Genomic DNA, 18,642 nt, shown 5'->3' on the forward strand with positions numbered 1-18,642 from the left:
GATGTTTATCCTGCGCTTCCTGTGGGCGGTCATCACCTCGCGATTCCTTTGGACCCTGATCGGCATTGCACTGCTTTCGCTGCTGATCTGGGTGTTCGGCCCGATCGTAAAGGTTGGTCCTTACGCGCCACTCGAATCCGACAATGTGCGCATCGCCGTCATCGCCGGACTGATCATCCTATGGCTGATCTGGCTGATCATCGCGCAACGGCGCGCCATCCGCGCCAATCGAATGTTCGTCGCCGAGATCGCAGCTCCCGCAGTCGAAAAACAGCTCACGCCTGGCGAGGAGAGCGTTGCAGCCGTCGGCGCCAGGTTTGGCGAGGTGATGGCCGAACTCAAGCGGCGCAAGCTAGGCGGGCGCAAGTTCCTGCGCGAGATGCCTTGGTATGTGATCGTCGGACCTCCGGCCACCGGCAAGACCACGGCGTTGCGCCAGTCGGGCCTCAATTTTCCAATCGACCTCACCGACGACTTGCAAGGCGTTGGCGGCACGCGCAATTGTGACTGGTTCTTCTCCGAAAATGCGGTGCTGATCGACACTGCGGGCCGCTACGTCCAGCAGGAGAGCCAGCCGGACGTCGATGCAGCGGAATGGCTGGGCTTTCTTGATCTTCTGAAAAAGCACCGCGGCCGCCGCGCGCTCAACGGCGTCATTGTCGCGCTGTCGATCGACGCGCTCTCCGAGGGCGAGGAAGCGATCAAGGCGCACGGCCGCAAGATCCGCCGCCGACTGGCGGAACTGAACGATCGGCTGGAGATCCGCCTGCCCGTCTACCTGATGCTGACCAAGGCAGACCTGATCAAGGGCTTCGAAGCCTTCTTCGGAGGCTTGTCGATAAGCGCGCGCGAGCAGGTGTGGGGAACCACTTTTCCGCTCGCGGTCCAAGTCAACGCCGACATGATTCAGGCGGAGCTATCCAGGCTCGCCACCGAGCTGGAGCGGAGATTGGTGCCACGCCTGGAAGACGAAGACAAGCTCGCCTCGCGCGCCGAGATCTTCCGCTTTCCAGCGCAGTTGGCGAGCCTCGGCGAGCCGATCAAGACATTGATCGAGGCAATATTCGGCGAAAGCCGCTATGAGGAGGCCGCCTGGTTGCGCGGCCTTTATCTCACATCGGCGACCCAGGAAGGCGCTCCCATCGACCGGCTGACAGCGGCCTTGTCGTCCTCCTTCGGCCTGCCCCCGCGCCGCGCCGTGCCGGCGGCGCGCGCGGAGAGGCGCAGCTTCTTCCTCAGGAATCTTCTGACCGAGGTCATCTTCAAGGAGGCCGGCCTTGGTACGTTCGATCCGCTGGCGCAGCGTCGCCGCGCCTGGATCTGGCGCGGAGCTGCCGCCGCCTGTGCGCTCGCGGCTCTGCTGGCTGGCGGCCTGTTCACCTGGTCCTACCTCGACAACCGCAATGCGATCGCCGAACAGGCCGGACAGTTCGAAGCCCTGCAGGGGCCGCTCACCGAGGTGGCCGCCATGCCGGCTGCGGTCGAGAAGCCGAGCTTGGATGGCGCGCTGACGGCGATGGGCGCAGTGGCGACGGCTCGAACGCCCTCGCCAGACGCCGTCCATAACCTGCTCGGGCCGACCGCTTCGGCGGAATTGGTGCGCGCACAGACGGATACGTACGACCATGCGCTGCGCAACGTGCTCGAGCCGCACATGGTCGCCCTGCTCGAGGCTACGATGTGGCGGCAAATCCGCGACCCGGATTTCATGCTTGGCGCGCTGAAGACCTACCGGATGATGACCGGCCTCTCGCAGATGGACACCGATTTCGTCCAGAACTGGTGGGTGAACAGCCTGCCGCAATTCGCGCCGGCTCCGCCCTTCCCCACGGCCGACGCCGAAGAGCACCAGCTTGCCGCTATCGGCCGCATGGCAGTAGATGACAGCTACATCGCCCCCGACAAGCAACTGGTCGCGGAGGCGCTGAAGACCGTGTGCACGATCTCGCTGCCTGAGCGCGCCTACAGGCAGCTCCTGGCCGACCCGGAAGTCGCAGCCGTCAAGGAATGGGTGCCGGCCAATTTCGCCGGGCCGAACGGCGCCAAGGTATTCGCGCGCCGCTCCGACAAGACACTGCGTGTCGGTGTTCCAGGCCCCTTTACCTATGCCGGCTTCCATGATGCGGTCCTCGACCGGGTCGAGGACGTCGCCGCCCAGGCGGCCTTGGACCGCGCGGTGTTTGCGGGCGGCTGCGCGGAAAATTCGGAAACGTCGGTCTCGGCCCTCTCCCAGGACATCCTGAAGCTCTACTATGACGATTATATCGCGCAGTGGGACTCTTTCCTGCGCGATATGCGGCTTTCGCCGCTTACCGATCTCAACATTGCCAGTGAGAATCTCAAGGATCTGTCAAGCGCCGACTCCGCGCTCAAGCGCCTGTTGACGGCAGTGGTCCAGGAGACCGACCTCACCCGCTCGGACGATGCGCCGGCCGAGGGCCAAAGCGGCGCTGCCGCCAAGACCGGTTCGAAGCTGCTGAGCAAGCTCGGTAAGCTCGGCAAGGTGGTGACCTCAGGCGCCAAGCTCCTGCCGCGCGCCGGCTCCGCCAACCAGGTGGACATGACCGGCAGCCTGGTGGCCGACCATTTCAAGTCGCTCAAAGGCACCATTGCCCAGGTCGACGGCCAGCCGCCGGCGCTCGACGCGGCGATCGTGGCGCTGACGGCACTGTCGAACGTTCTGCAGACGGTCACCGCCAATCCGAACCCGCAGGATGCAATCAAAAAGCAGGGCGGCCTTGCCGAACTGACAGGCGCGGTTGCGAGACAAGCACAGATCCTGCCCTCGCCGGTCAACGAGTGGCTGGGCGGTATTGCCGGCGACACCAGTGGCCTGTCCCAGAAGGCTGTAGCCAACGAGCTCAATGCCATCTGGCGGGCCGACATACTCCCCTTCTGCCAGGCGGCGCTCAACAACCGCTATCCATTCAGCGCCGACAGCGCGGTCGACGTTAATGTGCGCGATTTTCAGCGCCTTTTCGGGCCGACCGGCCTGATCGATGCTTTCATCAACGACCATCTGATCAACTATGTCGACACCGCCAGCGAGCCGTGGAAATGGAGGGCCGATTTCGGCCTCGACCCGGCGGCGCTCGCAGCCTTCGAGCAGGCCAGGCATATCCGCGACGACCTGTTTCCAGGCGGCACCGGCCCGGTGATGAATTTCACCCTGGAACCCAAGGACCTCGCACCCGGCGCGGCGCGGGTCTCGCTTAACCTCGATGGCCAGAACCTCGTCTATTACAACAATGCCACCAGGCCGCAGCCCATGACCTGGCCCGGCAAGGATGGTACCGGGGTGATCTCGCTCGCCTTCCAGCCGGTCGACGGCTCGCCCGAGGTGATGCTCAACGAAACCGGCAGCTGGGCCTGGCTTAGAATGCTGCGCGGCGGCCACTTCGCCGCGACCAAGCTCACGGACCTTTACAGCCTGCGGCTCGGGACCAAGGGGATGTGGGCTGACTTCGAGCTCAAGGCGGCCAGCGTCGAGAACCCATACACACTCGAAATGTTCAAGAAGTTCACATGTCCGCCGCAGATCTGATCATCGGCTTTTTTGGCAAAATCCCGGCGACAGGAGATTTCGTCGCCTGGAACCTGCCGCGGCTATTCATCGACCGCTGGGACCGATGGATGTCTATGGAATTGCGCGCGCGACCCGATGAGCACGAGGAGGTTGACGATCGGACCTGGCGGTTCGTCGTCCAGGGAGCAATCTTTGGCGAACAACCATGCGCCGGAGCCTGGCGCATGAGCCGGGACAAGGTCGGTCGCCGCTATCCGTTCGCCGTTGTGGGTGTCGGTGCGATGCCGGACACAGCCGACCCCTGGTTCGAGGGTATGGCCAACATCGCCAGGTTGACGGTCAACGAACTGTGGGACCAGCAACATATCATTGCGCGCTTGAAGACGCTGGAGCCGCCAAGGCAATTTTGCACGGTCGACCGCATAGTGTTCTGGACGGACGACTGGGAGGTGCGTGAACTTGCCTTCGCTGACATTCACGACCTTGCCGACAACGCCCTGCCGGCCATGCGTTGGGCGCGCGCCGTACCTCAGGAGTTCTGACAATGGCTCTGAGCGTCTATGCCGAGAAAATGGGCTTCTTTCACAAGGGCAGTAACGGCCAGGGCATCGCCCCGGGTGACGTGTGCCTCTCGCCGCCCTCCCCGCCGGCGGGTCCTGTTCCGGTTCCTTACGTCAACATGTTGTCGTCATCGGACCTCACCAAGGGCACCAAGAGCGTCAAGATCGACGGCGAGCCGACGGCAATCGAAAATGCATCGGAAATCTCAACCAGCACCGGTAACGAACCGGCCACACAAGGCCTCGGTGCAGGCGTCATTACCCACAAGATAAAGGGAAAAGGCGTCTTCAAGCTTTGGTCATTCACGGTCAAGGCGGAAGGCAAGGGCGTCGACCGCCATGGCGATACCATGGACCAGAATACTGCGAGCGACCCGCCGCCCAACTGCATCAACCCAGCCGCCTTCAACAAGTTCCTGGCTACGTTGACCAAGGATCAGAAGACCACGAAGTGTGCGCAAAAATATGACCGTGTAGCACACCGTCCCGCACGTACGGACAACCAGGCCGCCAAGGTGAATGGCAAAGCCTGCTGGCAATGCAAAAAAACCAGACGGGGCCGCTATTCGAAGCTGGTTTCAACGCCACCGTCGGGCGAAATGAAACAGGAGATGGTCCATGATCATCAACCGCCTCTATGCGTTGCGTGGGAGATGGGCGGATGTAACATGCAGAAATCACCGGACGCATTCCTGGCTCATTTTTCGACGCCACAATCGGTCAAGCCCCATTGTGGCAGGTGCTCAACGTCGCAAGGCTCCCCGGCAGCGAGTTATGCAAAGAACTTCGTTGACGACGTCCCGGTGAAGATTGGATGACGCCGAATGCGCAGCATAGAGGAAATCAGAGACAGCTATATCGCCGATTTGCTCGCTATCCAGCCCCAGCTGGAGGATTGGTGGGATGACCTGATTGCCAAGGAAGGGCAGGCTGTCTGGAAGCGCTGGCCGACAGGAATAGCGGGGCACCCGCGGATCATGGCGATCTTTCGCAAGCATTATCTCGAGATTGTTGCCTGGAACAATGCGCAACGCGCCGAGGGCGACGAGCCGGAGGAGAAGTGGGGCATCGACAGCGGTGGCAAGAGCCAGAATTTCGAGTGGCCTATCGAAATCCTGATCATAAACGTCCGGCACTTCGCGCCGGAGCTCCAGCCTATCACCGATGGTTTGTGTTTCGTGCCGATGGCGATGAATCTCCATGACGAGGTCGAGTAATGGCTCTCATCACGCGCTACAGTTCCGAACTCGGCATCAGGCGCCTGCTCGCGCAGCCACTTGACGTGGCGCCGCAGTCGGACGTCCGTGCCGTCCACAGTCACGGCGAGGCCAGCCCGGCGCACAGAACATTGTTCGTGGAGTATGTGGCGGAGCTGTGGGAAGCCTACGACGTCGCGGCCGAGTGGTGGGCAGATATAATTTCCACAGAAGAAGAGCGTCAAGGCGGGCGCGATAAGGCTCTGGAGAAAGCCTTCGATGACCGAGTAGCCGGAGCTGCGTCCAGTCCCAATGTGGTGTGGGTCATACGCCGCTACTGGTTGAAATGCATTGCGGCCAACGACGCTGCAGGCGAGGAGGCCGGTGTGGCGGCCGAAATCTTCCTGCTGCAATGGCTTATCGACGCGGACGAGAAGGAACTGGTCAAGCTGGTCGCCTGCATGCCGTATTGGCCGATTGGCCAGGACGAAAACGGCAACTGGTGCTGACCACATGTTTGCGGTCTGGGTCGAGAATCGCACGCCCTTCCTTGCCGGCACCTTCGTGCAAGCAAATGCCGACGGGAACGAGATTTTCCTGGCCGTTTTCTCAGCCAGCTTCGATGTCGCGCAAGGGGCCACCCAATTTCAGCCGGCTGTCGAGCAACTGCCCGTAAGCTTCGGCGACATAGCGTTCGGCAACCCTGCTTGCTCGTCGGTCCGCTATGAAGGTGAGATCGCATGGATTAAGCCGGGGGTCGATATTGTCTTGAACGGTCAAGCACACGCGCCGCGCGACAGACCTGTCCACGAGATGCAAGTCGGGTTGAAGGTCGCTGGCATCCGCAAGGTGCTTAACGTGACCGGCGATCGCCTTTACGATACGGGCGCCTATAGCCAGCCATATCCGTTCACCAGGATGCCCGTCGTCTACGAACGGGCGTTCGGCGGAACCGACGACAAGGGCAGGACCGATCCACGCAATCCGCTGGGCGTCGGCTTCAACCATGCCCGCTCCGCGGACAAAACAGTGAAGACGCATGCGCCCAATATAACTTATGTCAGTGAGCCGTTCCTCAGCGCATCCGATCGTCCAAAGCCAGCTGCGTTCGGGGTGATCGGCCGCGGCTGGCATCCAAGGCTGGCGCTGGCGGGGACATACGACCAGGCTTGGATCGACAATCAGTGGCCGCTGCCGCCGACGGATTTCGATCCACGCTACAATTTGTGTGCGCCAGCCGATCAGCAATTGCCGCGGCTGAACGACGGCGAAGACGTCAGCGTCATCGGCATGACGCCCAATGGTCGCTGGAACTTTCGCCTGCCGCGTGTCGTGGCGCCGATCCGCCTCCTTTTCGACGACCGAGCGGAGGATCGTGTCTTCCAGGTAGACACGGTCGTCATCGAGCCGGATCTGCGTCGCGTCACGCTGAAGTCGCGCTTGGCAATGGTCACCAGGCGGAACACGCCGGCGCTCAGGGAGATCATTTTCGGCCATGTTACACCCGCGTTTCTGCTCGCGCGGCGAAAGCGCAAGCTCTATGTCGGTCCACGCGGCGATGGCGGACTGACTGCGCGGAGGGCGACGTGGCTGGCCTAAAGGCCCCGATCTACGTCACAGGCGGTGGCGCGGTAACGCCCGCCGGTCTCAATATGCGCCAGACACTGGCCGCCATCCGGGCCAGTCTTTCGGCGTTCCAGCGGCGCACGCTCGCGGAGCCGTTCGGGGAAGATCAAACCGTTTCGCGCATACCCTCGCATTACTCCCTTCGTCTCACGGAGAACGCCTGGTTAACCAGCATGGCCGCGCGTGCGGTCGGGGAGGCGCTGCAAAAGGGCGCCGCAGCCGCCAGTGCTAGCGCCCTGCTGCTCGTGACACCTGAGAAATTCCGGGAACATCCGGCCTTTTGGGAGGTGCCGGCCAGTGGGTTCCTCGCAGGTCTGGAACGCAGTTTGGGCAAAAGCTTCCATCCTACTTCGCGCATAGTCGACGGCGGCGCCGCGGCCTGCCTCGGATTGCTGGATCATGCGGGGCAGCTCCTCGCATCGCCGGGCGTCGAGCAGGTTCTGCTGGGCGGCGTCGACAGCCTCGTCAACGACAAGGATATCGCCCGGCTGACGGCCGCTGGCCGGTTGAAGAGCGAGGACAATGCGCAGGGTCTCGTGCCGGGTGAAGGCGCAGCCGTTATCTGCCTGCGCCGCACGCCTGGTCGCGATTTGGCGGCCCAATGCGCCATTCACGGCGCTGGGGCAGCGCTTGAGGAGAACTCGGTGCTGTCAGAAAATTACAGCCAGGGTAGGGCCTTGGTGGCAGCCTGCCGCGCCGCTATGGAAGGCAAAGGGCCGACGGAGGCCGACATTGCATTCATCGTCAGCAACGACAATGGCGAGCGCTATAGCGCTTGGGAGGGATTGATAGGTCGTCCGCGCTTCTACCGCACGCGACGCGAAATGCTACCAATGGCCTATCCGGCGATGACGGTTGGGGACATCGGCGCCGCGGCCGGCGCGCTCACATTGCTCATTGCCGCCGATAGTTTCGCCAAGGCCTACGCCCCCGGCCGTGTCGCCATGTGCGAGGCCACATCCGAAGCCGGCATGCGAGCCGCGGCGCTTGTCAGCGCAGTCGTCAAAGCCTAGCCACAGCGCTTCACTGTCGCATGGCAAGTCTCTCTCGCTCCCGTCCGTTTGCGCGCAACTCCCGGCGGAGATCCGCGTCACGCTCTCTCCTTGATTGCCCAGGGCGGACCTTGCGGTCCTTACATCCACGCCGGGATCGGGCGCGATTGGTGCCAGTTGGTCAGCGCCATCTCGGCGTTCGCAAGCGCAGCTCTCATAGCGTCGAGTTTCAGGCGCCGCATCGAGTGGAATCGGTCGAACCTGGACGGGCCTCTTCCCTCCTCCCACCATGCTGCCGCCCGCGACGCGGAAGGTAGCGGCGTCGCTTCGACAGTGTCGAATTCCGGCCCGAGTTTGGCCGGATCCGTGACGAAAACGTCAGTGTCGTTGAAGTCGATCTCGACCAGGTCGCGCAACGCGAGCCCAGCCGCATAGGCAAGATCTGGCGAGCGCATCGTCTCGATCAGCCAAGGCATGATCCCCATGTCGCCCAGCAGCCCACTGGAGGCCACGGCCACTTCCCTCGCTGCGGCATAGGAGACGCATTCGTGCCACCACGATCGGGCCTCGATCGGCGGCGTGGCAAGCAGCCGGACTTCCATCGCTGCGGCCGCAAGCTCCGGATGATCGGTGAGCATCTGGTCAAGCACAGGTTGGGCCAGCCGGACCTGCCCGAGCAAACAGGCCGCTACAGCAGCTTCTAGCCGTTCCCGCGCGTCACGCGCTTCCAGGCAAGCAGCAACCTGCACTATCACATCCCGACGCCGTCGCGCACCCGCGAGCCTCAGAGCCCTGCGCCGCACTTCGCTGTCACCGTCGTTCAGCAACTCCTTAAGTCTGGGGCCGGGGTTGGCCCCGTGATGATGCAGCGCGCCGACAGCCAGCGCGCGCTCCATCGCGACCGCCGAATCCAGCCAGCGCGCAACAAACGGCTTCAATCGATCCGGCGAGCTGCGAGCGACGGCGCCCGACAAGGCCGATAGTCCGGACCCCCCAAGCAACATCGCGCTGTCAACGGCAAACTTGAGGGCGGGAGCGGATTGCCATTCCAGCGCCAAGGCCGCCAACACGAACAATTCCGGTGGCTCCTGGTAATCGGCGAAGCGAGCCGTCGCCAGATCCCATGCCGCCTGGCCGGCGGCGAACAATCCGTCAAGATTTGCGTCCAGCCGTTGATCGATGCGGCCAATGTCGAACGCGCCCATCACGGGTCCGTCGATCTCGCGCGCGCGACGGTGCCACAGGAACGCGGCATCCTCTAGATGCTGCTCGATGATCGACGGGATCGTCGCGGTCCGCTGCATCGACTTTTCAGTTGAGGTGGACAGCCGCACCCCGCACGCGGTTTACGCCGCTTGCCTGGCTGCTCAGCTGACTGCCCCGGATCGAGATGCGGCCATTCTTCTCAAGAATGATCGAAGCCAAGCCGCAACGCAGTTCGATACGTTCCTTGGCATTTAGCGTCACCGCTTCGCCGTCGCGCATCACCTGCACCTGCTCACGCGTGTGCACTGGATCCACAATGCGCCCTACGACGAGCGGGCGGCCCGGATCCCCGCCTTCGAACAGCAGTGCCACTTCAGCGCCCACAGCCGAGGCGTCGAGATTTGCCAGGCTGCGCGCCTTGAGCGCTGTCTCGCCGGGGTTGCCGACGAACACAACCAGCGGCGCCCCGTCCTCAAAGCCGATCAGGAGCCCGATGACGACGCCTTCGATGCGTTGAACAGGTTCTTCGCGTCCCGTGATTTCAGTTGTTAAAGACATTGCTACCCTTGATCTTGACATCGCCGTCAGCCTTAACCTGGACATCGCCACTGCCCTGGATACGGATGTCCTTGCCTTTGATGGAAATCGTTCCGTCCTTCTTCATATTGATCGACGCATCACCGCATACCAGTGTAATCTCGTCACCGGCGTCGATCATCAGCTTTTTGCCGACCTTGTGGATGCTGTCTTCCGCAATCTGAACGCCGCTGCCCTTGCCGACCTTAAGGGCATGAGCGCCGCCGATGTCGGTCGCATCGTCAGCACCGATGGCGGCGCTCCTTGCCTTGCCGATCTGGGACGTCTGTGCCCCGCCAACCGCGAAACTCTGGTCCGCGCCGACATTGACGGTCTGCGCGGCACCGATGTCCCAGCTGTCCGCCGCGCCAATACTGTGACTTTGGCTGATACCTACGCTAACCGACCGCGAAGCCCCTATCGTGTTCGTCTGCGCTGCGCCGACGCTACGTGTTTCGGTGGCGCCTACCGTGTCCATGCGCGCTGCGCCCACCGTAACGGTCTGCACCAGGCCAACCGTCTGAGAATGGTTGGAGCCGATTGTTTCCGACGAATTGGCGCCGATATGGATGGTCTCGTTGGCGCCGACCGTCAGCGAACGGTTTGCGCCCACCGTCTCTGTGTCGTTGCTGCCGATATTGGTGGTCTGGTCGACGCCGACCTTGACCGCCTTGTCGTTGCCGACGTCTTCATCAAGGTTATGGCCGACAGAGTGCTTGGCGTCGTGGTCGATGCGGTCGGATTGGTCGTGCTGTACGGTCTTGTTGCGATCGTGCTTGATCAGCAGATGGTGGTCCTTCTGCGCCTGGAAATTGACCAGCTCGGAGCCAGCCTTGTCCTCGAACATCAGCTCGTTGTACCCGCCCCCGCCTTTCGAGGAATTGGACTTCCAGCCTGATTGCGTGGCGTTGCCCGGTAGCGCGTAAGGCGGCATCTCGGAGGCGTTATAGACACGTCCGGTGATGATCGGCAAATCCGGATCGCCCTCGATGAAATCGACGATGACCTCCTGGCCGATGCGAGGGATTTGGATGAAACCCCAGCCGCTGCCCGCCCAGGTCTGCGACACACGCACGAAGCAAGACGAGTTCTGGTCCTTCTTGCCGAGGCGGTCCCAATGGAATTGCACCTTCACCCGAGCGTATTTGTCGGTGAAGACCTCCTCTCCCGACGGACCCACGACGGTCGCGGTCTGCGGCCCGCGCATGATCGGTCGCGGCGTGATCCGCGGCGGGCGGTAGGGCAGTTTGGTGGGCGCGATGCCAAGCACGATCTTGAAATTCTCGCTGTGGGCTTCGTTTTGGGTCCGGTAGCCCGGATCAAACAGCCGGTATTCGGCGCTGATTACCAGATAATCCTGGTTCTGGTCGTCGCGTGGAAAACTTTCCAGCGTGAACTTGCAACCTGAAAAAAGCCCCCGCACGGTGCCCACCGCCGTGCTGTGCTGGTGCAGCGCCTGAAGCTCCTCGCGGCGGATACCCGCAATCTTGTCGCCCCGCCCGACATCGAGATGCGCGCCTGGCTGACGATAGTTCTCGCCCGACGCCTCCTGATGGGCGAAGGGCTGGGCGGATTTCGCCATCAAGTCAGCGCCGGGCTTCTCAAAATCATAGTCTGTATGAACGTAGGCGCCTGGACGCACGGCGCTGCCCGGGATCCACTCGGTAATATATTCAACATCGCGGCGCGAGCCGTGGCCTTCGAAATTGTAAAGCACCTTGTCGTAGCCTGGCGCCGCCTTCAGCTTGCTCATAGTATCGCACAGCACCAGCGTGTGCTTGCCCTCATCGTGCTCGAAGAAATAGAAGATCCCTTCGTGCTCGAGCAGCCGCTGCACGAAATCGAGATCGCTCTCATCGTACTGCACGCAATATTCGCGCGAGGGATAAGACCCCTGCAGCCGCTTCTCGAATTTGGCGATGCCGTATTTCGAGAATATTTTTTCGATGATCTCGACAGCGGTCATGTTCTGGAAAATACGGCAATCCGTGGTGTTGCCGAGGAACCAGAGCCATGGCCTGACGCTGGCTTCGTAATAGGCCAACCGATCCTCTATTCGGGTAAGTTTGAAATCCGATACCAGGCCGCTGAACCAGCGCTTTGGATCGGATTCGCCTTCGACCGAAACGACCCCGCCCAGCATCTTCAGTGGATCGATCTCACGGCTCTTGCTGACGAACCCCACGGTATAGGCGAAACATCGGCTGATCTCATCACGACCGACGAGATGGGTAAAGGTCAGCACATCGGCCCCAACCGGCGTCTGTAGAACCGTGGCACGTTCGTTCGGCATGGGTCGTGCCCCTCCTCGGCGCGGCCGCCGGTAGGATGGATTGAAGCCCCGCTCCGCGAACGCAAGACGTTCCGGAGGCTTCGAATTCACCGCATCCGACCGCCGCAAGCGTAGCATATCTTCGACGCAGACCAAATAAAAGCAGTGGCTGAACCTGGCGAGCATTGTTCGTGAAACGCGCCACTCCCACTGCGCAGGCAAGCTGCTAGAATGCCTTGGGAATTCATCGGATAGTGTCTTTCAATGTTCATCTCGCTTCAGATCAGCAATGTCGATCGGCTGCCGCCAGGAGTCGCGACCAGTTATGCCGCCCGCGACCGCAGCTTCGAAATCGGGCGCGAGAATTGCGACTGGACGCTGTCCGACCCTGCCAAACTCATCTCGGGCCGGCATTGCGAAATCCGTTATCAAACGGGCTCGTTCTGGCTATACGACCTCTCGCGCAACGGCACTTTCGTCAACGGCTCCAGCCAGCGCCTGAATGCGCCGCATCGATTAACCCGAGGCGACCGGCTGCTGATCGGCCACTATGTCATCACCGTTTCGATCGAGGAAGAACACGTTGCCACCGGTCATCCGCAAGCCAGGACCGGTTCGACGCAACGCGAGTTGCCCGCCTCGACGGGAAGGTCGCTTCAACTCGGCAACGAACCGTCGCTCACTCCGGCAGAATACGGCCCGGGCGAGGCAGCGAAATTGTCGGAGGCGCCGATGCCCCGCCCTGCCGCCCCAGCCAAGCAGCCGGCGCAGGCGGCCGGGATACTTGGTGATATCGCCATGGCGGCCGGCTTGTCGCCGGAGCTGTTCGCGGCGCGCGACCCGCACGATGTCGCGGCCGAGATCGGGGCGGTCCTGCGAACCACAGTCGAGCAACTGTCCTTGCTGCTCAAGGCGCGCGCGGCGGCCAAGGTGCTCGCCAAGAGCGCACATCGCACGATGATCGGCGCCGCGGACAACAACCCCCTGAAATTCGTGCCGGACACCGACGATATGCTGGAGATCATGTTTGCCAAGCGGCGAGCGGGCTATCTGGATGCCAGGCGCAGCATCGAGGACGCGTTCGACGATCTTAAGACCCATGAAATCGCAACTTACGCAGCCATGCAGGCCGCGTTGTCGAGGCTGCTCGACGACTTGTCACCGGAGGCAATCGCCAAAAGAATTCCGCCTGCCTCCTTTTCATCAAGGAAGAGCCAGGCCTGGGATGCGCTCGTCGCGACGTGGCGGACGATGGAAGACAAGCACGAGAATGGCATGCTGGATGTCTTTCTTGCCTATTTCGCCGAAGCCTACGGCAAGGCTGGCAAGCAGAAATAGCCGTGCGCTTAGAGGTCGTGGTCAGCACTCGCTATGTAACCTAATGGAAAGGGTGCTTTCTCGACATCCTGCTTTCCGATTTCAATCAGCTTCCTGTGCGACTAGAATGGCATATGAGCGCTTGCCAGGCTGGCAAAGCGGCGCGGCTTGGGCGTGTGCAGGAATGTCATGTTTCGGCAAGATTAGACTTTCCATCCGGCTCGCTGCTGATACTGAGCCTCGTATGCGGCTTTCCTCTGCTTTGAGAGACGCCCTTTGGACGTCGACGGTGGTGCGCTGATGAGCTCGAAGGACGATTCCTCCGAGTCTCCGGACAAAACCGTCATTCGCGCGCCACGGCAAAGGCAAATGCCGCGAGCGGCTCCCGGTGGTTCGGATCCGCAAAGCGTGCCCCCTCTCCCTTCCCCCAACAGGGAAGCGACTGTGTTCAACCCCGGCGCCAGCCCGCAGTTGCCTCCCGGCTGGTCGTCGGGAACCGTGGTTTTTCAGGATCACGCAGCAATGCCTGCAAATGGACCGGCGTTGCAGCAGGATGCCTTGCTCCACGCCACCGCTGGCGTGAAGTATGCCGCGGCCAATCCCCTCCTTGCCGCCGCAGCCCCCTTGCTCATGCTGTTCGGCCAGTTGCGACTGGTGCCGGTCGAACGGCAAGCAGCCGCTTTGGCCGAGCATATCGCGGATACTATCGACAGCTTCGAGCGTGCGACGGCTAAAGCCGGAATTGGCGAACAAGACGTGCGGATCGCCAAGTTTGTCCTTTGCGAAACCGCCGACGACGTCATCGGCAATCTGCCCTGGCCGGACAAGCATACTTGGCTTGCGCACAGTATGATCATGAAGTTCTTCCACACGCCGCCGACAGGGACCGGCTTTTACGAGGCGCTCAACAATATCCTCGCCAAGCCTGAAGGGCATTGCGACCTGCTCGAATTGATGCATGCCTGCCTTTCACTGGGCTTCCAAGGCCAGTATCGGGGACTTTCCGGTGAGCGCAACACGCTCGAGCGCGTCCGGCGCGACGTCTACGACACATTGCGCTATTTCCGGCCACGTGCCGCCGACGAGATTTCGCCCAGGTGGCAAGGCATGGCGGCTGCGATACCCAGGTCAGCAGGGAGGCTGCCGCTGTGGTCGATCGCCGCTGCCGCCACGACCCTTGTGACGGTAGCGTTTTTCTGGCTGAGGATATTGATCACCGACGAAGGTGATGTCACCGCCAGCGAGTTGCTGGCGCTCAATCCGTCCAGCTCAGTTATGATTGAACGCGCCAGCGTAACGGCACCCGCCGAGCCGGTGCGAGCCGAGCCGCCCTCACCTGCGCCTGCGAACTCCACGCAGATCGACCGCATCCGCACCGCACTCGCCAAGGAGGTCGCGGGCGGTGGAGTGAGCGTGGGCACGAAGGGCGACTTCATCGTCCTAGAAATCAGCAACCAGCTCTTGTTCGTATCCGGCCAGGCAGCGGTAATGCCACAGTTCCAGCCGATCGCGACAGACATCGCCTCGGCGCTCGATGCCGAACCCGGACTGATCAAGATCGTCGGCCATACCGACAACGTAAAGCCGAAGAAGTCGAGCACGTTCAAGTCGAATTTCGACCTTTCCGTTGCACGTGCAAAAGCGGTGCAGGCCATGCTGGCCGACCATTTGAAGGATCCGTCGCGCCTGAACGTCGAAGGCAAGGGCGAAGACGAACCCATTGCCGACAATACGACCGCCGCGGGCCGCGCCAAGAACCGCCGCGTCGACGTGATACTCCCAAAGGACAACGGGTTGTGAGCGGGCGCGGGGGGGAGCTGATCGGCTGGGTGCTGCGGATTTTCAGCGCGCTTGCCGTGCTCGGCTTCTCGACCGCGGTTTGGTATGCCGGACCCCTGATCCGCTTCGCCGATACTCGCCCGCTTGGGTCGGCGTGGCTCAGGGCGGCCACCATCGGCGCGACCGCCACCATGCTTGCGTTTTTCTATGGCGTTCGCTTCTGGCAAAGACGCATGGCCCAAAAGGCGCTCGAAACGGCCATGGTGCGCAGCGACGAGCACAGCGACGATTCACAGGTGCTGGAAGCGCGCATGAGCGAAGCCATCGCGACGCTCAGGCGCACGAGCCGCAGGCGCAACTTCCTTTATGATGTCCCCTGGTACATCATCATCGGCCCGCCAGGAGCCGGCAAGACGACGGCGCTGGTCAACTCCGGTCTCAAATTTCCGCTTGCGGGCTCCGGCAGCGCCCAGCCGGTGACCGGCGTTGGCGGCACGCGCTCATGCGACTGGTGGTTTACCGATGAAGCCGTGCTGATCGATACAGCCGGGCGCTATACGACACAGGAATCGGACAGCGAACGCGACCAGGCGAGCTGGCTTGCATTCCTGCGATTGCTCAAGAAAACCCGCGCCAAGCAACCGATCAACGGCGTGATCCTCGCCATCAGCCTCGCCGATCTCATCAGCCTGGACGCCCAGCATATCGATGCGCATGTCACCGAGATAAGAAGCCGTCTGCGCGAATTGCACGAGACGCTCAATATCCAGTTTCCCGTCTATCTGCTTTTCACCAAGGCCGACCTCTTGTCGGGCTTCATGGATTATTTCGGTGGCTTTGATGACGCGCGCAGGCGCAAGGTATGGGGCGCGACGTTCCAGACCGCCGATCGCACAAGAAACATGGCCGGCGAGGCAGCAGCCGACTTCGACGGTCTGGCACTGCAGTTGGCGGATGAGCTCGTCGATCGCTTGCAGGACGAGGCCGACCCGGTGGCGCGCATCGCCATCTTCGATTTCCCGGCGCAGTTCGGCGCCCTCAGGAACCGGACCGCGCATTTCATCGGCAGTTTGTTCGATGCCTCGCGATCGAGAGTGAATGCCAGCTTGCGGGGCCTCTATTTCTCCTCGGGTACTCAGGAAGGAACACCGTTCGACCAGGTACTGGGCACAATCGGACGCAGCTTCGGCACCGCCTCGCAGACGCATCTTTCGGGCACCGGCAAGAGCTTCTTCCTGCACGATCTCCTGACCAAGGTGATCTTCCCAGAATCAGGTTGGGTGTCCTTCGACCCGACGGCCGAACGGCGCGCGAGGCTTGCGAGATTTGGCGGCCTCGCCGCGATTGCGCTGGCCACCTTGACGGCGCTCGCCGTGCTTGGGCTGAGCTTCTTCGCCAACCAGTCCCTGATCACGTCCACCAGGCATGCCATGGCACACTATCGCGACAGCGCCGATTCGCTGCTCAAGAGCACTATGGTGAGCGACGTCGATCTCGAAAACGTCATTGGCCCGCTCGACCAGTTGCGCAACCTGCCGGCGGGATTCGAGACCGGCGATCAGGGAAAGCCGATCGAGGAGACGTTCGGGCTTGGCCAGCGCGACAGGTTGCTGTCGGCCTCCAAGGATGCCTATCGGCAAGCGCTCGAGCGCACATTCCGCTCCCGGCTCCTGGTGCAGGCGGAGCGGACCATCCAGGCCAAGATTGGCGACCCAATCGCACTCTACGAGCCGCTGAAGATCTACCTGATGCTCGGCGGAAAGGCTCCGAAGGTCGACAACGAGTTGGTCGTTTCCTGGATGAAGCAGGATTGGGAGCTGAACCGCTATCCTGGCGAGAACAACCGCGAGGGCCGCGCGCAGCTCGAAAAGCATCTGCGCGCGATGCTTGCCCTGGACGACGCCTACGATCCCGTTTTCGCGCTCAACCAGCCACTGATCGAAGCCGCGCAACGCTCGCTTGGCCGCATGAGCCTTGCCGACCGCGCTTCGGCGCTGATCAAGTCGGCGGTCTACGCGGCAAGGCTGGAGAGCTTCCCAGTCGCAGCGGAAGCCGGACCTGAGGCGCAGCTCGTGTTCCAACGCACGGATGGCGGCGATCTGGCGGATCTCGACGTTCCCGGGCTTTACACGCGCGACGGCTTCAACCGTTTCTTCCTGCCGCAACTCTCGCGCGTCGCGCAGATCCTCGTCAACGACCAATGGGTGCTTGGCGGCGGCGGTGAACAGGGCGGCGTCGACGAGGACCTGCCCAAGCTCGGTCCAGAACTGATCGACCGCTACGGAAAGGAATTTTCCGCCGCATGGAACGGGGTCCTTGACCAGCTAATGTTCAAGGCATTGCTCGAAGACAAGCCGCGATACGTGCCGCTTTCCGCCCTCGCCGCGCCGGACTCGCCTCTTGCTCAGCTCGCCACGGCGATCGCCGATGAGACAGCGTTGACAAAGGATAAGATGGTCCCGGGCGAAGGCGGCGCGTCCCAAGAGGATCTCGCCAGCATGGCCAAAGGCCTGGCTCGCATTGGCCTGCAGATCGCCGGCGGCAAGTCGCAGAGCCGCGCCGGATCTGGCTCGGCTGTCGCACACAGTGCCGGTGCGAGCGTCGAGGCGCAGTTTCGACCGTTCCAGGCCCTGGTCAGCGGCGCAAATGGAGGGCGGCCGATCGATGCGTTGACGCGCAATTTCCGCGATATCTTTCAAAGCCTGAGGCTTTCGGCCGATGATCCTTCACAGACCGAACGCGTCAACGCCAACCTGCAGCTGCAGATATCCACACTGCGCGCCAATGTCTCGCGTCTTCCGAAGCCGCTTGCGCGCATAGTCAACGCGGCAGCGGACGAGTTTGCGGGCAATGTCGCCGAAACCTCGCTGGCCAACCTCAACCAGAACCTCGATCAGACGGTCACACGAGCCTGCGAGGAGGCGGTCAGCGGGCGCTATCCCTTCGCAAGGGACGCCGCGCAAGAGATTTCGATAGCGGATTTCGCCAGGCTTTTCGCGCCGGGCGGGCTGATCGACCGTTTCTTCGCGCACAACCTTGCGTCGCTGATAGACATGAGCGGCGAGGAATGGACCTGGAGACAGGATGCCCGCGCCGGTCACGACTTGGCGAAGTCCACCTTGAAATCCTTCCAGTCGGCCGCAGAAATCCGCAGCGCCTTCTTCCCGTCCGGCGGCTCTTTGCCGTCGGTTTCGATGACCATCACGCCGTCGACGCTCAATGGAGACGCAGACAATGCCGTTCTTAACATTGACGGCCAGATCATCCAGAGCAGTCAGACGGGCAACGCGCCAAGCACGGTGACATGGCCAATCAGCACCGCCGGAGCTTCCGCCAGCCTCACCTTGATGCCGCAAATGCCCGGCCGTGACTCGGCTGTCAAATTCGAGGGACCGTGGGCGTTCAAGCGTCTGCTGGACAAGGCGACCATCACCGCCAGCGGCGAAGCCCGCTTCGTGATCGGCGGACGCGACGTTGCTTACATGATCCAGACCGGATCTGTGCCAAATCCCTTCCTGTTGCCAGCCCTGGCCGGCTTCAACTGTCCGAAGGCATTCTGACATGGCTTTGTTCAAGCGCAGCGTCGTCTGCA

General features: G+C 62.1%; 13 protein-coding genes. 10 read left to right on the top strand and 3 right to left on the bottom strand.

The features are described from left to right. Position 1: 1 nt before the first annotated feature. Genes tssM (FJ948_RS19965) through FJ948_RS19990 form a run of 7 tightly spaced genes read left to right on the top strand, consistent with a single transcriptional unit; the run spans position 2 to position 7,921 of the window. Positions 2 to 3,544, top strand: coding sequence for a type VI secretion system membrane subunit TssM (gene tssM, locus FJ948_RS19965; protein WP_140707397.1), 3,543 nt, complete (start codon positions 2 to 4; stop codon positions 3,542 to 3,544). Next, complete coding sequence (tagF, locus tag FJ948_RS19970) at positions 3,526 to 4,068, top strand: type VI secretion system-associated protein TagF (RefSeq protein WP_140707399.1); 543 nt, start codon at positions 3,526 to 3,528, stop codon at positions 4,066 to 4,068. The genes tssM (FJ948_RS19965) and tagF overlap by 19 nt, the downstream gene beginning before the upstream one ends. A gap of 2 nt (positions 4,069 to 4,070) precedes the next feature. Then, positions 4,071 to 4,904: a DUF4150 domain-containing protein gene (locus FJ948_RS19975; RefSeq protein ID WP_140707401.1), complete on the top strand. Its 834-nt coding sequence runs from the start codon at positions 4,071 to 4,073 to the stop codon at positions 4,902 to 4,904. Positions 4,905 to 4,910: 6 nt separating this feature from the next. After that, positions 4,911 to 5,303 carry a hypothetical protein gene (locus FJ948_RS19980; RefSeq protein WP_140707403.1) on the top strand — a complete coding sequence of 131 codons (393 nt, stop codon included), beginning with the start codon at positions 4,911 to 4,913 and terminating at the stop codon, positions 5,301 to 5,303. Continuing rightward, positions 5,303 to 5,791 carry a hypothetical protein gene (locus tag FJ948_RS30310; RefSeq protein WP_181173738.1) on the top strand — a complete coding sequence of 163 codons (489 nt, stop codon included), beginning with the start codon at positions 5,303 to 5,305 and terminating at the stop codon, positions 5,789 to 5,791. The genes FJ948_RS19980 and FJ948_RS30310 overlap by 1 nt, the downstream gene beginning before the upstream one ends. 55 nt (positions 5,792 to 5,846) lie before the next feature. Next, positions 5,847 to 6,881, top strand: a complete 1,035-nt coding sequence (locus tag FJ948_RS19985) for a DUF2169 domain-containing protein (protein ID WP_181173739.1) — start codon at positions 5,847 to 5,849, stop codon at positions 6,879 to 6,881. Continuing rightward, positions 6,869 to 7,921 carry a beta-ketoacyl synthase N-terminal-like domain-containing protein gene (locus tag FJ948_RS19990; RefSeq protein WP_140707407.1) on the top strand — a complete coding sequence of 351 codons (1,053 nt, stop codon included), beginning with the start codon at positions 6,869 to 6,871 and terminating at the stop codon, positions 7,919 to 7,921. The genes FJ948_RS19985 and FJ948_RS19990 overlap by 13 nt, the downstream gene beginning before the upstream one ends. A gap of 119 nt (positions 7,922 to 8,040) precedes the next feature. Here FJ948_RS19990 and FJ948_RS19995 read toward each other — a convergent pair whose 3' ends face one another. Genes FJ948_RS19995 through tssI form a run of 3 tightly spaced genes read right to left on the bottom strand, consistent with a single transcriptional unit; the run spans position 8,041 to position 11,975 of the window. After that, positions 8,041 to 9,204, bottom strand: coding sequence for a hypothetical protein (locus FJ948_RS19995; protein ID WP_140707409.1), 1,164 nt, complete (start codon positions 9,202 to 9,204; stop codon positions 8,041 to 8,043). A gap of 7 nt (positions 9,205 to 9,211) precedes the next feature. Next, positions 9,212 to 9,664 carry a DUF6484 domain-containing protein gene (locus FJ948_RS20000; RefSeq protein WP_140707411.1) on the bottom strand — a complete coding sequence of 151 codons (453 nt, stop codon included), beginning with the start codon at positions 9,662 to 9,664 and terminating at the stop codon, positions 9,212 to 9,214. After that, positions 9,648 to 11,975, bottom strand: coding sequence for a type VI secretion system tip protein TssI/VgrG (gene tssI, locus FJ948_RS20005; RefSeq protein ID WP_140707413.1), 2,328 nt, complete (start codon positions 11,973 to 11,975; stop codon positions 9,648 to 9,650). Before tssI ends, FJ948_RS20000 begins: the two co-directional genes overlap by 17 nt. 243 nt (positions 11,976 to 12,218) lie before the next feature. Here tssI and tagH point away from each other — a divergent pair, with 243 nt between their 5' ends. The 3 genes from tagH (at position 12,219) to tssM (FJ948_RS20020) (ending at position 18,610) form a co-directional block, all read left to right on the top strand. Next, complete coding sequence (tagH, locus tag FJ948_RS20010; RefSeq protein ID WP_140707415.1) at positions 12,219 to 13,292, top strand: type VI secretion system-associated FHA domain protein TagH; 1,074 nt, start codon at positions 12,219 to 12,221, stop codon at positions 13,290 to 13,292. Positions 13,293 to 13,715: 423 nt separating this feature from the next. Next, the gene (gene tssL, locus FJ948_RS20015) at positions 13,716 to 15,071 is read left to right on the top strand and encodes a type VI secretion system protein TssL, long form (protein WP_348643000.1); all 1,356 of its coding nucleotides are present in this window, start codon (positions 13,716 to 13,718) and stop codon (positions 15,069 to 15,071) included. A gap of 17 nt (positions 15,072 to 15,088) precedes the next feature. After that, positions 15,089 to 18,610: a type VI secretion system membrane subunit TssM gene (gene tssM / locus FJ948_RS20020; RefSeq protein ID WP_181173752.1), complete on the top strand. Its 3,522-nt coding sequence runs from the start codon at positions 15,089 to 15,091 to the stop codon at positions 18,608 to 18,610. The last annotated feature ends 32 nt before the right edge of the window (positions 18,611 to 18,642 follow it).

Origin of the sequence: Mesorhizobium sp. B2-3-12 (genome assembly GCF_006442205.1) — a bacterium.
GTDB lineage: Bacteria > Pseudomonadota > Alphaproteobacteria > Rhizobiales > Rhizobiaceae > Mesorhizobium.